We start from the raw sequence: 14,980 nt of genomic DNA, 5'->3' as shown, positions 1-14,980 counted from the left end.
CGACGTTAACCACAGGCAACGCCATGGCCGGAATGTTCAACCGAGCCAGCCCAGGGTCAGCATCGCCACCACGGCGTAACGCGCAGCTTTGGCCAGCGTGACGATCAGCAGAAAGCGCCCGAGCGGCTCGCGCATGACGCCGGCGATCAGGGTCAGCGGATCACCGATCACCGGCAGCCAACTCAGTAGCAGCGACCAGTGACCATAGCGCTCGTAGTGTTTGCGCGCAGTGGCCATGTGGTTCGGGCTGACGGGAAACCAGCGTCGATCCTGAAAGCGTTCGAGGCCGCGCCCCAGCCACCAGTTGACCAGCGAACCGAGGACATTGCCCAGCGTCGCCACGCCCAGCAGGCCCCAGAGCCAGTAACGGTCGCTGGCGATCAGCCCGACCAGCAGCGCTTCGGATTGCAGCGGCAACAGCGTCGCAGCGCCGAACGCCGCCGCGAACAGCCCGACGTAACCGGCAGCCATCAATGCGCCGGGTAGTCCGCCACCACCACATCCGTGCCGTCCTTTTTCAGGCCGATCACTTGATAGGCATCGCTCATGCCGTCCATTTCCATGCCCGGTGACCCCATGGGCATGCCCGGCGCGGCGATACCCAGCAGATCGTCACGCTTGCTCAGGGCCAGCACTTGTTCCGCCGGCACATGGCCTTCAACGAACTTGCCGTTGATCAGCGCGGTATGGCACGAGCCCAGGCGCGGTGGCACGCCGTGTTGCTGCTTGAAGCTGCTCATGTCGCTTTCGACATGGTCTTCGACTTTGAAGCCATTGGCTTCGAGGTGGCTGATCCATTTCTTGCAGCAGCCGCAATTGGCGTCGCGGTGCACTTCGATCGGGATCAGCTCGGCGGCCTGGGCCAGGGAGGACAGGAGCAGGGCGCTGAGGGCGGCCAGTCGCAGGGAGGTTCGCATGGTGGGCTCTCGACAAGGATGACGGTCAAAAAGGAAAGTATTTTGACCGGATTATCCTGCCGGGCATCAACGGAGTGTTTCAAGTTGATACAAGGCAGGCTGGCAGGATGATCCTGGATCAAGCCTGACAGCCTGCTGAACGGGAGATTACAAATCTGTCAGGCTCAACGAACCTTGAACCGCCCCATGATCGCGCTCACCCGGTTGTTGGCTTCCAGCAACTGGCGGGTGTTGAGTTCGCTGGCCTGGCCGCTGTGCACCAGTTCTTCGACCATGTGCCGGATCTGCACCATGCTGCGGTTGATCTCTTCGGTGACCGCACTCTGCTGTTCGGCAGCGGTAGCGATCTGGGTGCTGAGGCTGTTGATGTGGCTGACCGAACCGGCCATTTCATCCAGACCCGAGTTGACCCGCGCCGTGGCGTCAGCGGCGGACTGGCAACTGGCCTGAGTGTTTTCCATGGCGCTGACCGAGGAACTCACGCCTTGGGTCAGGCGGGTCAACATCTCGTTGATTTCCGAGGTGCTGGCCTGGGTGCGAGCGGCGAGGGCGCGGACTTCGTCGGCGACCACGGCAAAGCCGCGACCCTGTTCACCGGCCCGGGCGGCTTCGATGGCGGCGTTGAGCGCCAGCAGGTTGGTCTGTCCGGCGATTGCGCCGATCACCCCGAGAATCTCGGTGATGCGCTGCGCGTCCTGCTGCATGCTCTCGACTTTCTGGGTGGCGCTGGCCACTTCGTCGATCAAGGCCACCACGCTGTTGGTCGCTTCACCGACCACCACCCGTGAGCGATCGGCGTTTTCGTTGGCGCGCTGGGTGAACGCAGCGGTTTCAGCGGCATTCTGCGCGACGCTTTCGGCCGTCGAGCTCATTTCGGTGATGGCGGTAACGGTCTGATCGGTTTCCGATGCATGGCGCAGCAGAATCTGGCTGGTGTTGGCCGACGTACGCTGCAGGTCGTCCAGGCTCGAAGCCATGGCGCCGGTGGCCTGGGTGACTTCACCGATCATGTTCTGCAGGTAGGCAATAAAGGTGTTGACCGAGTGGCCGATGGCGCCCAGTTCGTCTTCGGCACGGATGGTGATGCGCCGGGTCAGGTCGGCATCGCCGCTGGACAGCAAGTCGATGTTGGCCTTCAGCGCTTTCATCCGCGACACCAGTTGGCGGATCGCATACACCTGCAACAACACCAGCAGGATCACCAGCGGAATCTGCAACAGGCTCAGGCTGCTGAGCACGTCGTCACGCTGGGCGGTGAGCATTTTCGTTGGCAGGGCGGTGGCGAGGAACCACGGCGTGCCTTCGATCGGGCGCATGAAGAAGGTGCTGGCTTCGCCGTTGTTGTCGAACTCGACGCGTTGCGCCTGATCGCGGTTCTGCAGGCCGGCCTTGACCTGACTGGCGAAGGTCGAACCGGCGGCCAGTTCGCTGATGTTCTTCAGTACGATCGGGCCGCTGATGCGCGAGCTGTTGCTGATGATCTTGCCGTCGGCCTCGACGATCAGCATTTCGGCGTTGAGGTCTTTTTCCTTGCGCGCCACCAGATCGTTGAAGAAGCCCAGCGTCACGTCGATGGTCGACACGCCCCACGCTGCACCGTTTTTCTGGATCGCCATGGCGCAGTTGGTGCGCGGCTCGGCACTCGCGTCATCTTTATAGGCAGCGGCCCAGGCGCACTGGCCGCGCGGGGTCTGCATGCCGCCCTTGTACCAGCTCTGGTCGTAATAGTTGGGCGCCGCGTCGCTGTTCCAGAAGGTATTCACCGCCAGTTTGCCCGAGGCGTCGCGGTGCCAGAACGTGCTGAACTTGTTGCGCCCGGCCTCACGCTGACCCGGCAGTGGCCAGATCCCGCCACCGAAGACTTTCAGCTCGCCGTATTGATCCACCAGGCCCGGCAACACTGTGTCGATGGCCGCGCTGTCGAGCAGCGGAATGGTCTGGGTGATGCTGCGCTGCTGAGCCTGGACTTTGTTCAGTTCGCCCTGAATCTGTTCGGCGACTTCGGCAATCCGGTTGAGCACCACCTGTTCTTCGGTATGCCGCAGCTTGGGGGCAACCAATTGGCTGATACCGACCACGGTCAGCACCGACAGCAGCAGGATGAACAGAACCAGAAATAACGTGTAGCGAGCCTGAATGGTGCGGAATGCGGGCATGGATACCGGTCCTTGAGCTGCGATTCTTATTGTGGGGTCGAGGGAAAAACGGCGGGGTCACACCAGCGTATCGTCGGCGAACGGGGAAGCTTTAAGTACTTTGGTGCAAGAAAGTGTCAGGCTGACGGAAGGTGCGTGTCGACTCCGATACAAATGGCTTGACCCTCTCGTCAGCGAGCAAAAAAAAAGCATCGCAAGCAATCGTCAAACTGCCATGAAGCCGCGACACAGTGAGCTTCTGGCAATTTGTATCGAGAATGTACAAAAATTGTAAGCGACCGCACTAAAAGGGTTGGTGCCACCAGTTCGCCGGTAGATACTTCCCGGCATTCAAGTAGTCCAGCAAGGACATTTCATGGTTATTTCACAGGGAGTCTTCTCATGACGATCGGCATTGTCGGCGGCTGGGAGAGCAAGGCAGGGGTGCTGGTTCGCAATACAGGCGCGAAGAAGGAGGTCAAGCAAAGCCTCAAGGTGCAGCAGATGCTCGCCAAGGTCGGCACCAATCCGACCGCGCTGAACACTGCCGAAATGGACAAGCAGGGCCTGCGCAAAAATATCAAGGGGTTCGATCCGGCGAATGTCTCGGTCAAGCAACTGAGCAATCTGAGTGTTTTTCTGCGTGAACGCGGGCTGATTTCCGACATCACCTCCTTTACATTGCTCAATGCCGGCGACAAGTTCGACCGTTTCGGCGTGACCAAAGACCCTGATGCAAAATTCAATGCGCTGGAGTATTTCGCCACCCAGCTCGACGCCATTCAGAACAATGGCCTCAATGGCAATGCCTACGGCAAGAACCTGATCCCTGAATACAAAAAGGCGATCTATGTGCTGCAGAACCTGAAAACCTACGGTGAAGGCAACGCGGCGAAACCGGTGGATCAAGGCGTCAAGTCCAAGGCCTGAGCCGGTCACCCACGGCCCACCCATTGATTGGGTGGGCCGTTTTCGTTTTTAGTCCTGATACCTTTCGCCGGCCTGCTGCGCCTGATCCTGCAGGTGCTGCATGTGTGGACAGTGCAGACTCAGCGTGGAGGCCTGGTAGCCACGATGAAACAGGGCAAGCCAGCCGTCGCTGTGGTCATCGGGGACAATCCCGGTGAAAGCGAAACCGGCATCGGCCAGTTTGCGCAGCGCGCTGGAAAACCCTTGGGCGAGTCTGAGTCTGATCGAAATCAGCCAGTGCGCCGGCAGTTGTCCCAATTGCTCGAGCAGGTTGTCATCGAGGGCCTTGAGCAGCAGGTCGTAGCGCCCGGATACGTGATCGAAGCGGATCTTCGGGCCTTTCCATGGCACGGTATGGTCGGTGGTACCAAACACCGCCTCCAGACGCGACATCAGCTCGCGGCAATCCTGCGGCCAGGCGAGTGCCGGCAGCGGGCGCCGATAACCGTCGATGCTGCAGTGACCCACCACAATCGTCTCCCGCCCTGTTCCACCGAACGGCGAAGGCGCGTAATCGGGCAACAGACCACAGCTGTGAAACCCCAGGCCGGCGGCCATGCGCTGCGTATACGGGTGGTGCGTGACCTGTTTGATCGTCACGCCTCGGCAATCCAGCGCCTGTGCATGAATCAGCAACTGCTGGCCCAACTGGGTGGCGATGTTTTGCCCGCGAGTGTCCGGGTGCACTACGGTCAGTGCCAGCTCCGCCAGTGCGCTTCGGCCAGATTGGCGAAACAACGTGGCGTGCCCGCAGATATGCTCGTTTACCACCGCTACCAGCGAGTGCCAGCGACCGTCACTGTGGTTCTGGCTGATCATCCAGGGCAGATACACGTGGGGTTGAGGATAATGAACGCCGTAGATTTCTTCGAACAGGCGGCTGACTGCCGGCGCATCGGCGACGCGATAGCGGCGGATGATTGTCGTGTCCATCACGCTTGTCCCTGCTGCGGATGGTCATAAACCCGTCGATCCACGACCCGCTGATGTTTGCCGGAGCGTGGATGACAGGTCAGTTCATCGTTCGCACAGGCGATCACGTTCAGCTCCAGCAATTGATCGAACTGCAGCTTCTCGATCAACGGGTATTGGTCGATCAGCGCACGGTGCAGGGTTGAGCTTGCCTGGCTGATGTCAGCCGTTCGCGTGCAGGGTACCCACTTGAGGCTCAGCAGATCTTTGCTTGCTCGCTGTTCGATGAGCAGTTGCCAGTCATCGCTGGCGGCGATCTTGCGCACCAGCTCGCCGATATCACCGGTATCCAGACTCAACACGCTCACCCGCACGCGCTGGCTGTTCATGCTGCGGCCCATCAGGGCGAACTTGCGCATCGGCGTCCCCGCCGGTTCACGCCAGCAGGCGAGGTCGCCGACCGGATAGCGGATCACCGGCATCAGGCGCCGGGTGAGATTGGTCAGGACCAGCCTGCCATTACGGTTGCACTCTTCGATGACGGCACCGCTCACCTCATCGATGATCTCCAGCACGCTGTGCCGCTCCAGCATCCGGTGTTCGCCCAAGCTGCAATCGCGGGTGCTGACGCCGATCAGTCCGGCATCGACGCTGGCGTAGCCGATGGAGGCAATGCGTGCGTTCGGGAACACCCGCTGGAGCGTTTGCAACTGGGCGGCGAACAGGCTTTCGCCGCCGTAGAGCAGGGTTTCGACGCCCTCCAGGATCCGTGACTCGCGCTCAAGCCAGGCGGCGAATTTGAGCATTTGCGCCGGCAGACCGGCCAACACATTGATCCGGTACGCAAGGATCGACTCGGCCAGTACGGCGCTGTCGACGGCCCCGGTGAAGGGAAATTCGCTGACGGGAGTCTGGACATGTGCCAGCGCGTCGTGAAGAAAAATGAAGCTGGCATACAGGTCGCCGACGAAGAACAGATTGGCGACCCGGTCGCCGGGGTTCAGTTGCGCCGTGAGGTGGCTGCCGAAATCGCGTACCAGTGTTTGCCATTCTGCGCGGGTGAACAGCGAGAGTTTTCCTGAGCCGGTGGTGCCCCCGGTCTTGAAGACCATCGCGTCTTCCAGCGGGCCTGACAACACTGGCCATTGATGCGGATGCTGACTGTCACGCCAGTATTGTTCAGGGTCGATCAGGGGCAGTTCGGTCAAAGCGCTGATGGGGGCCGCGACATCTTTGAAGTGTTCGCGGCAATAGGCCGAATGTTGGCGGGTGTAACCGAGCAAATTGTTCAATTCAACGATCGTGTTCATGATTTTTTCTTGTATGAAGTGGCGATGGGCCGCGTGCAGATAGCTGCTGTCAGCGGCGCGTATCAATCAGTAGGGGAGTCTTGCCGCTGTGCCGGTTTCGGGCGAACTGCTCGACGGCACATTGCTCGACGTCCAGCGTGAGCAAACCGGTCTGCACCAGCGTGATCAGCGTCGAATAATTCTGCAGCTGTCGATGGGTCTCGGCCGGTTCCAGAGGGCAGCGCAGGCGCATGCGCTCCAGGCCGTCAGAGCCATGATCGAGAACCAGTTGAAACGGCGCCTGAAGATGCTGCTCCAGGATCACCAGCGAAATGAAATCGGTGCCGATGCGCAGCAGGTTGCCGTGGCGTTGCAGCAGTTCGAAGCGCGGCGAGGTCAGACCGCAGGCACACGGGCCGGGTAACCAGCGTCCGCTGTCGCCAATGTCATAGCGCTGCACGGACTGGCCCTGACGCCCACGGGAGGTCACCAGCAGACGACCGGATTCGCCGTCACTGACCGGCGCGTCGTGTTCAAAATCGACAATTTCCAGGTGCTGGATGTCGCTCATCAGATGGAACACACCATCTGCCGTGGCCCGGCAGGCATGCCCCAAGGGGCCGGCATCGACGCTGCCGTAAATCGCCGAGCGGATCAGGCTGACGCCGCAACTTTGCAAGAGCTCGCGGGTTTGCTCACTCAGGTGTTCGCCACCGAGAAAGACCTTGGCGACGCCACCATAGCGCCGCAGTATTTGTTGTTCGTTGATAAACAACCGGTGCAGGGTGCCGGGCATGCCGATCAGCACGGTGATCCGTTGAGCCTCGATCATCTGCGCGATCTCGTGGTAATCGTCGTCCGCCGGGGCGCCCATCGGCCAGTGTCGGGCCTGCAGTTGTTCCAGTACTTTGGCAAAACTGGAAAAGCCGCCGTACAGTCCGCCGCTGAAAAACAGGTTCATGACCCTGTCCTGCGCCGGGTCCAGTCCGGCTGCGAGCAAGCCATCGGCGGCCGCCTGCATCTGGCGCTGGAAGTCGTGGTAACTGAAGCCGGAAAGCACGGGTGCGCCACTGCTGCCGCCGGAGCGAAAGTACAGCTGCGCCGCTGAATTCGGCGGCTGGCGGACGAATTGTCCCTTGTCCATGATCGCCAGTCCGGTGAGTGGTGGTGGGGCAGGCAGCTGATCAAGCGTGGAGTGGCTGGTCAGTATGTTCGCCGGCAGACTGACCGATACGCGTCGACTCAGGCGCTGCAGCGCATAAACACCGTCGTGGGGTTCGCCGTCGTAGCCATCGTGAATAGTCTCGATCGGGGTAATGCGCGTCACACCGGCGGCAATCAGCGTTTGCGCCAGTTCGGCGATCTGCGCCTCGGGGCACAGCAAGGCGCAGCTCTGCAGCACGTTGCGCCAGGGCAGCAACGTGGCGCTGAGCCGCTCGCGGGGCAGGGGTTTGAGCAACAGGCTGCGAAACAGCGCAGAAGGTTCGAGCTGGCGATCATGACTCCAGATCACCCGCCAGCCCGACGCACTCCAGACCCGACCGGTCTGCCCGGCAAAACTTTGGGCCAGCCGGGCCATCGCCGTGCAGGTGGTGATTTGCGAAGCCTCTTCAAGCGTCGGCGCAAGGGCCGGCCATTGTCCGGCACGGCGTTCGAACGCGGCGGCCAGTTGCTCCCCGATATCGTTCAGTACGCTCGCGTCGTCGCTGTCCACCAGCAACCACTGCGGGCTGGAGCAGGCTTGCTGATCGAGGCGGCAGACTTCATCGACAATCGCATCGAGGACGGCGGGCGATGCCGCGTCTGGGGTCAGGTAGGCGAAGCTGATGCGGTGCCCCCAGTCGATCCAGCGACAGCCTGGCGGGATCTGCTGGCGGATGGCTTGCAGCGCGGTTTCGCCGCCCCACGCCGCGACACCGTTGGCGTGCTTGCACAACTGACCGATCTGTTCGGTGCGGGTCGGCAGCACCGCCACGTAACCATTGAGTTGTCCGCTCGGGTCGCATGCAACCAACGCCTGAAGCAGGCGCGCGGTGAAGCCAGCGTCACTGCTGCTGGGACGCAGCCAGTTGACGTTGCCGCTCAGCAGACTCTCGACCACCGCACAGAACGCCAGCAGCGGCGCGTTGGCCGGAGTGATATGCACCACCAGGCCCAGCGGACTCCAGCGCTCGAAGCGTGACTGTCGATAGTCGATGCGACGCAGCGAAACGGGGCGCAAGCCCAACTCACGATCCAGCTTGGCTTGCAGGGCGGCAGGCTGGCAGAAATCGATGAGTGCCTCGCGCTGACCGGGAGCCAGTGGCAGTTCCGTTTCTTCTTGTTGCAGACGTTCGGCGAAGGCCTTGGCAGTGGCGAGCAGCGTGCTGGTTTGCAGTGGAATCTGCAGCCTTCGTGGCAACTCCAGCTGAAGTTGGTGCAAGGCGCTGTCGAGGCTGCACTCGGTGTGCAACTGACCGTTGATCAGGTACATATCAGTGCCTCCCCAGCAGTTCGGACGCGGCCATGGCACAGCTCCTCGCGGCTGTGGTGCCGGCGCGGCCGTGCAACTGGAACCAGTCGCTGGCCAGACCGCAGGCACAACGGGTGCCGGGATGCAGCGTGGCCAGATCGCTCATGACCACGGCATGGGCCGGGCTTGAGGAAATGTAGGGCGAGACCAGACTCAGCAGGCCGCGCTGGCCATAGGGCAAGACCGAAAAATCCACCGGGCTGCGTACATACACTTTCGCGTAGACCGGTACGTGAAAGTGATGGTGGGCACATTCGACGTAAGGCACCGCGTGTTCGACGGCGCCGTAACCGTCGCGACAGTCTTGGGTAGCGATGCCCAGTTGTTGCTGGATCCGTGCATACAAGGCTTGTCTGGGGACTTCTTCGGCGGCGCGGGTTTTCCAGCCGCCGCCGAAAAATGCCAGCGATCCAGCTGGCAGTTGCAGGTCCGCCACGCCGGTGGCGCGCATGCGTTGCAGGGTTTCCCAGAGAAAGGCGGGAAAGCCGAAGATGCGCACCGGCAGACCTTCTTCGGCAAAGGCCTGCAAGGCGCTGATCACGCCGAACAGATCAAACTGGTGGCCGTTACCATTGCGACGCAGGGCGTAAACCACCCGATGGGCGGGAGCAAAACCGCACAGGAATTGATCGGTGAAGGATGTGCCCAAGGTGTTTTTCTGCTCCGGCTCATAGCCGAGCAACAGGTAGTTGCACGGGGCATGCGGGGCAATCCAGCCATATTGGGCGAAAATCCGTTCGACCATGTACTGCGCGGCGCCGAGGCTGCGCGCGTCGTAGCGCATGCGGCTCTTCTGCCCGCTGGTGCCGGAGGAAGTCAGTTCCATGGCGTCTTCGCCCGTCGGACTGAGCAGCATCTCTTGCTTGAAGAAACTGGCGAAAATCGGTGGCAATTGCGACCAGTCGTCGAGCTCGTCCAGGTCATCGACAGCGATTGCATGGGCGTTCAACCAGTGGCCATAACCGGGCGTATGGTGAGCGTGAAACCGGGTGATTTCGCTCATGGCCAGATTGAACAGCCCTTTGGGGACGGCCTCCTGGCAATAGGGCTGCGGCAATGCGCAAAGCGCATCGCTGTGGGGGAACAGAGTCATCGAATATCCTTATTGATGTGTGGTGGACGCGGCGGGTGCCGCAGAAGGCGGTAGAGCAGGGGCAGGCACAGCAGGCCGCCGAGGCCGGCGAGCAGGGAAAAGGATTGCAGGTTCGAGCCACCGCCGATGATGGCGATGAGCGAGCCGCCGCTGCCCATCACGGCAATCGACAGCATGCCGATCATGGCCGAGACCAGCCCCTTGCCCGCATCGCTGGAGAACAGCGCGAGGCGGTACAGCGCGGCGTTGCTCATACCAAGCCCCAGTGCATACACGGCCAGTGCGCAAACGGCCAATGGCAGCGCAGCCGAACTCAGGGCAGCAGCGATCAGCCCCAGCAGTCCGAGGCAAAACGGCCACAGGGCCAGACCGATCACCTGGGCGAGCGTGTGCCCGACGAGCAATCGATCCAGTAGTAAATTACCGAGGATCACCGCCGCAAACACCGGGATTTGCCACAGGCCATATTCCAGCGCAGACAGCTCAAGGCGTTGCATGAGCAGCACCGGCGCCAGTCCGATCCAGGCAATCAGCGGCAGGCTCATCAGGCCCAGTGTCAGACTGGCGCCGATGAATCGTCGGTTGCGCAGCAGCGCGAGGTAACCCAGGCCGATCTGCCTGAGCGAAAACGCCGCTGGAGCCTGTCGCTGGCCGTCACGGCGCACGACGCCGATCGTTTCCGGCATCCAGGCAAACAGACCGAGCCAGACAACCACACTCGTTGCCGCCAGCCCCAGAAACACCTGTCGCCAGCTCAGCCATTCCAGCAGCAGGCTGCCGAGTAAAGGGCCGAGCAGCGGCGACAGCAGCGCCACGTTGCCCAGTAATGCCATGAGGCGCACGGCATCGGCCTCGCAGAACACTTCCTGCAGGGTCGGGTAGCTGACGGCGACCACAAAGCCCAGGCCCATGCCCTGGATCAGGCGCAACGCATTAAAGGCTTCAATGCGCTGCGTTATGACTGCGGCGCTGCACGCCAGGCCGAACAGCGCACAACCGAGCAACAGCAAGCGACGCCGGCCGTAACGGTCGGAAAGGGGGCCGATCAGCCATTGCAGGCAAACGCCGCCAATCAGATACAGGTTGAAGGCGTTGGCTACATGCCGGGTATCGGCGTTGAACTCGCCGGTCACCGTCAACATGGCCGGCATGATCATGTCGCTGGCCATATAGGTGAGCAGTTCAAAAGCGGTAATGGCCAGGCAGAATCCGATAATCTGCACGGGCGCCATTACGATCAAGGTTCTCTGCATAAACATCCCTGTTTCAGTAAGCGAGAAAAGTTCGCAGAGACTAGAGGCAGAGTTGTCGCGGCAGCCAATCCTTTGCTGCGACATGAAATTTCAAATACTTACAGCGTATTTACTGACCCCCGCAGGCTGATCGAAAAGGCATTTGCGAGGCACTGGCGCGCCAACAAAAATGCCCGCTGGCGGGCGGGCATGGTTGGCATTGAAAAGGCTGGTGAGGTATCCCGACCGGTATTTCAGGCGCACCGGCGGGCGAACGATCCTGTTCTATCGATGGTAATAACCGGGGCCTTCCTGATAACGATGGTGGCCATCATGCCAACCGCCGTGGGGGAAAATGATGCAGCCGCTCAAGGTCAGTACGGCAAGGAGGGGAATCAGCCAGGTGATTCGACGGAACATTTCAAAGGTCCTCATGGTTACGCCGGCATGAAGCCAAAACTCTTCATCGGCTGTAACATGAGACCGCGTTCGGCCGGGCCCATCCCCGCAACACGGTATGTGCATGGCATGCAACCGGATACAAACCGGATACATTTGAAAGTTTCAGGAACCCGCAATGACCCAGAAGCAACGTTTGAAATACTCGATCCTGATCGCCCTGTCGGTGCTGGCGATCATGCTCGGCCTGTCCTGGCTGCAAAATGCCGGGATGATCAGTCAGAAGATGTTCCAGTACATCGCCATGGGTGTGGCGGTGGTCGTGGTGGTGATCAACGGGGTGATGCGCCGCAAGGTCAAGCCCTGACGGCGATCGCGGGACGCTTCAATCGTGATTGAGCACGGCAGCAGCCTGTGGATGCAGGCTGTAACTCTTGTCCGGGTTGAAAGTGACCACCCCTTCGGCGCATAGACGCTTCAACACTTCGCGCACGCTGAGAAAGGACAACGGAATATCCAGGTCCAGCAGTTGACTGTGCACGCCGCGCACGCCCAGGCGTCGATCGCTTTGTGCGGCGACCAGCAGGGCGTCGATGACTTTCAGACGAATCAGACTGGTGCGCAGGCCGAAGCTTTTCAGCAACAGACGAATACGCTCATTGCCCTGACGCTCGGGGCTGGGGGCGAAGCTGCTCGCGCGGGAACTCATGGAAGCTCCTTGTGACGCCTGGCTACCGTCCATTGGTAGTTGCGAGTTGTACATGGGGTTACTCCTTTTCAGAGCCCGATCAGGAAACGTTTTGACTGCTCTCAGTAAACAAGACGTTTCAGCACGACAAATCATGAAAGGAAATATGTAGAAATTTTGTCGGTTATTCGTTGTTTTCCCGTAATCAGTGAATTTCACCTTCCTCAATCGGGCTAAATTTTTTTTCTCGCATTCGTTTCCTGAACAGCCGTCTTGCGCCCAGGCGCATGAATCAATTTCAGAGTGGATCCGGCGCAAGCGCCGATCCTTGTCTTGTCGTTCAGGAGCGAGTGTGATTATTTCCCGACAGTTAACCGGACTGGCCCTCGCCGGTGCGTTTCTCGGACTCAGTCTGTCCGCCCATGCGTTCAGTCCCGCTGCACAAGCCAGTGCCGATATCCGCCGCACCTCCTTTGGTGTGCCGCACATCCGCGCGGAAAATGAACGCGGACTGGGTTTCGGCATTGGTTACGCCTACGCGCAGGACAACCTGTGCCTGCTGGCCAACGAGATCGTCACGGTCAATGGCCAGCGCTCGCGTTATTTCGGGCCGGAGCAGTTCACCGTCGAACAACGCGAGAATCGCGTCAGCGACCTGTTCTTCACCTGGCTCAATACGCCTGCGACGGTAAAGGCGTTCTGGGACGCGCAACCGGCGCAGGTGCGCGACCTGGTGGAAGGTTATGCCGCGGGCTATAACCGTTATCTCGCCGAACGCCGCCAGCAGGGTCTGCCGCAACAGTGCCAGGGTGAGTGGGTGCGTGATATCCGCGCCGAAGATCTGGTCAAACTCACTCGGCGCCTGTTGGTCGAGGGCGGTGTCGGGCAGTTCGCCGAAGCCCTGGCTGGCGCGACGCCGCCGCAGGCCACGGCGCAGCTCGGCAGCGATGCCCGGGCCTATCAGTTGGCGGACGCGCGCCTGCAGCGCTTCGCTCTGGATCGCGGCAGCAATGCCGTGGCGGTCGGCAGCGAACGCTCGTTCAACGGACGCGGCATGCTGCTGGCCAACCCGCATTTTCCATGGGTTGGCGGCATGCGCTTTTACCAGATGCACCTGACCATTCCGGGCAAACTCGACGTCATGGGTGCAGCCTTGCCGGGGTTGCCGATGATCAACATCGGTTTCAACCAGCATCTGGCCTGGACCCACACCGTGGATTCGTCCAAACACTTCACCCTGTATCGTCTGCAACTCGATCCGAAAGACCCGACCCGCTACCTGCTCGACGGCAAGTCGCTGCCGTTGAACAAGCAGACGGTCACTGTGCAGGTCAAACAGGCGGACGGTCAGGTGGTGCCGGTCTCGCGCGATGTCTACAGCTCGCAGTTCGGCCCGATCGTGCAATGGCCGGGCAAACTCGACTGGGATCATCAGTACGCCTACAGCCTGCGCGACGCCAACCTGGACAATGATCGCGTGCTGACGCAGTGGTACGCGATGAACCAGGCGTCGAGCCTCAAGGCTCTGCAGGATTCGGTGCACAAGCTTCAGGGCATCCCCTGGGTCAACACCCTGGCCGTGGATGACAAGGGGCAGACGCTGTACATGAACCTGTCGGTGGTGCCGAACGTCAGCGCCGACAAACTGGCCAAGTGCAGCGACCCGCGCATCGGCTTGCAGATGATCGTGCTCGACGGTTCCAACAGCGCTTGCGCCTGGGATATCGATCCGCAAGCTGCGCAGAAGGGTATCTATGCCGCCAGCCAGCTGCCGCAACTGTTGCGCAAGGACTTCGTCCAGCATTCCAACGATTCCGCGTGGCTGGCGAACCCGGCACAACCGCTGACCGGGTTCTCGCCGCTGATCAGTCAGGACGGCCAGCCGCTGGGCCTGCGATCAAGATTTGCGCTGGAGCGCCTGAACACACTCGGCAAAAAGGGCCCGCTGGCGGTGAAGGATCTGCAACAGATGGTGATGGACGACAACGTCTATCTGGCGACTCAGGTGCTGCCCGATCTGCTGAAGTTCTGCGCTGCGGATCTGGGTGCGGACGCGGCCGCGTTGAAGCTGGTTTGCGCCAGTCTCAAGGGTTGGGATGGCCGGGCGAATCTGGATTCGGGCATTGGTCTGGTGCATTTCCAGAACATCATGCAGGCGCTGCAAGCGTCGCCGGATGTCTGGCGTGTGCCGTTCGATCCAAAAGACCCGCAACACACGCCACGCGGGTTGGCGATCGAGCAACCGGCCGTGAGCAAGGCACTGCGTGAAGCGCTGCTGGCGTCGGCTGCCACTGCGCAGAAAATGGGTCTCAAACCTGAAACCCGCTGGGGCGATATTCAGGTGGCGAGCAGCGGCGCTCAACAAACCGCAATTCACGGCGGGCCGGGAACGCTGGGGATCTACAACGCGATCCAGAGCGTGCCGCGTGAAGACGGCAAACTCGAAGTGGTCAGCGGCACCAGCTACCTGCAAGTGGTGACCTTCGACGACAAAGGCCCGCACGCTCAAGGGTTGCTGGCGTTCTCGCTGTCCAGTGACCCTGAGTCGAAATACTCCCGGGATCAGACCGAGGCGTTTTCGAAAAAGCAGTGGAGTGTGTTGCCGTTCACTGAGCAGCAGATCGCTGCCGATCCGCAGTATCAGGTGCAGACGGTTCGCGAGGTGACGGACAAGACTGCCGGAGTAGCTGCGCAGTAAGTCAGGCTGAACGAAAAAGCCGCTGCTCCTTGACAGGAACAGCGGCTTTTTTGTTGCCCTTGTCGCGTCCTGAATAAGGTTTACACCTTCTGACCAATCTTCAGGAGGATTCAATGGATACCGGAAAAAGGCGGAG

Annotated in this window: 12 protein-coding genes and 2 pseudogenes; 3 read left to right on the top strand and 11 right to left on the bottom strand. The window is 60.9% G+C overall.

Annotation, left to right across the window (positions count from 1 at the left end):
- Positions 1 to 36 precede the first annotated feature (36 nt).
- The 4 genes and pseudogenes from AC3WMV_RS27800 to AC3WMV_RS27785 form a co-directional block, all read right to left on the bottom strand.
- Positions 37 to 471, bottom strand: a complete 435-nt coding sequence (locus AC3WMV_RS27800; protein ID WP_097089622.1) for a YqaA family protein — start codon at positions 469 to 471, stop codon at positions 37 to 39.
- The gene (locus AC3WMV_RS27795; RefSeq protein WP_103369533.1) at positions 471 to 917 is read right to left on the bottom strand and encodes a DUF411 domain-containing protein; all 447 of its coding nucleotides are present in this window, start codon (positions 915 to 917) and stop codon (positions 471 to 473) included. Before AC3WMV_RS27795 ends, AC3WMV_RS27800 begins: the two co-directional genes overlap by 1 nt.
- A gap of 164 nt (positions 918 to 1,081) precedes the next feature.
- Positions 1,082 to 1,609, bottom strand: a pseudogene (locus AC3WMV_RS27790) (methyl-accepting chemotaxis protein); the annotation flags it as partial.
- A gap of 333 nt (positions 1,610 to 1,942) precedes the next feature.
- Positions 1,943 to 3,073, bottom strand: a pseudogene (locus AC3WMV_RS27785) (HAMP domain-containing protein); the annotation flags it as partial.
- Positions 3,074 to 3,454: 381 nt separating this feature from the next.
- Between AC3WMV_RS27785 and AC3WMV_RS27780 the strand changes: the two are divergent.
- Positions 3,455 to 3,982, top strand: coding sequence for a hypothetical protein (locus AC3WMV_RS27780; RefSeq protein ID WP_027612032.1), 528 nt, complete (start codon positions 3,455 to 3,457; stop codon positions 3,980 to 3,982).
- A 48-nt stretch (positions 3,983 to 4,030) separates the two neighbouring features.
- On the opposite strand, the gene AC3WMV_RS27775 is transcribed toward AC3WMV_RS27780, so the two are convergent.
- The 6 genes from AC3WMV_RS27775 to AC3WMV_RS27750 form a co-directional block, all read right to left on the bottom strand.
- Positions 4,031 to 4,954: a GNAT family N-acetyltransferase gene (locus AC3WMV_RS27775; protein WP_027612031.1), complete on the bottom strand. Its 924-nt coding sequence runs from the start codon at positions 4,952 to 4,954 to the stop codon at positions 4,031 to 4,033.
- Positions 4,954 to 6,243 (bottom strand): phenylacetate--CoA ligase family protein, encoded by a 1,290-nt coding sequence (locus tag AC3WMV_RS27770; RefSeq protein WP_103369534.1) that lies wholly within the window; start codon positions 6,241 to 6,243, stop codon positions 4,954 to 4,956. The genes AC3WMV_RS27775 and AC3WMV_RS27770 overlap by 1 nt, the downstream gene beginning before the upstream one ends.
- 49 nt (positions 6,244 to 6,292) lie before the next feature.
- Positions 6,293 to 8,695 (bottom strand): aldehyde dehydrogenase family protein, encoded by a 2,403-nt coding sequence (locus tag AC3WMV_RS27765; RefSeq protein WP_103369535.1) that lies wholly within the window; start codon positions 8,693 to 8,695, stop codon positions 6,293 to 6,295.
- 1 nt (position 8,696) lies between these two features.
- Positions 8,697 to 9,827 (bottom strand): LuxE/PaaK family acyltransferase, encoded by a 1,131-nt coding sequence (locus AC3WMV_RS27760; RefSeq protein ID WP_103369536.1) that lies wholly within the window; start codon positions 9,825 to 9,827, stop codon positions 8,697 to 8,699.
- Positions 9,824 to 11,080, bottom strand: coding sequence for an MdfA family multidrug efflux MFS transporter (locus AC3WMV_RS27755; RefSeq protein WP_027612027.1), 1,257 nt, complete (start codon positions 11,078 to 11,080; stop codon positions 9,824 to 9,826). Before AC3WMV_RS27755 ends, AC3WMV_RS27760 begins: the two co-directional genes overlap by 4 nt.
- Positions 11,081 to 11,344: 264 nt before the next feature.
- Positions 11,345 to 11,479, bottom strand: coding sequence for a hypothetical protein (locus AC3WMV_RS27750; RefSeq protein WP_256214187.1), 135 nt, complete (start codon positions 11,477 to 11,479; stop codon positions 11,345 to 11,347).
- Positions 11,480 to 11,636: 157 nt separating this feature from the next.
- On the opposite strand from AC3WMV_RS27750, the gene AC3WMV_RS27745 reads away from it, so the two are divergent.
- Entirely contained in the window at positions 11,637 to 11,825 is a 189-nt protein-coding gene (locus tag AC3WMV_RS27745) for a hypothetical protein (RefSeq protein WP_007961862.1), read from the top strand.
- Between the two features lie 18 nt (positions 11,826 to 11,843).
- On the opposite strand, the gene AC3WMV_RS27740 is transcribed toward AC3WMV_RS27745, so the two are convergent.
- Positions 11,844 to 12,221: a fe2+ zn2+ uptake regulation protein gene (locus AC3WMV_RS27740; protein ID WP_027612026.1), complete on the bottom strand. Its 378-nt coding sequence runs from the start codon at positions 12,219 to 12,221 to the stop codon at positions 11,844 to 11,846.
- 277 nt (positions 12,222 to 12,498) lie between these two features.
- Between AC3WMV_RS27740 and pvdQ the strand changes: the two genes are divergently transcribed.
- The gene (pvdQ, locus tag AC3WMV_RS27735) at positions 12,499 to 14,844 is read left to right on the top strand and encodes a bifunctional acylase PvdQ (RefSeq protein ID WP_103369537.1); all 2,346 of its coding nucleotides are present in this window, start codon (positions 12,499 to 12,501) and stop codon (positions 14,842 to 14,844) included.
- Positions 14,845 to 14,980 lie beyond the last annotated feature (136 nt).

The organism is Pseudomonas sp. FW305-3-2-15-E-TSA4 (assembly GCF_058787295.1).
Note: the sequence above shows the minus strand (reverse complement) of the source record. Positions and strands in the feature narration are given on the sequence as shown.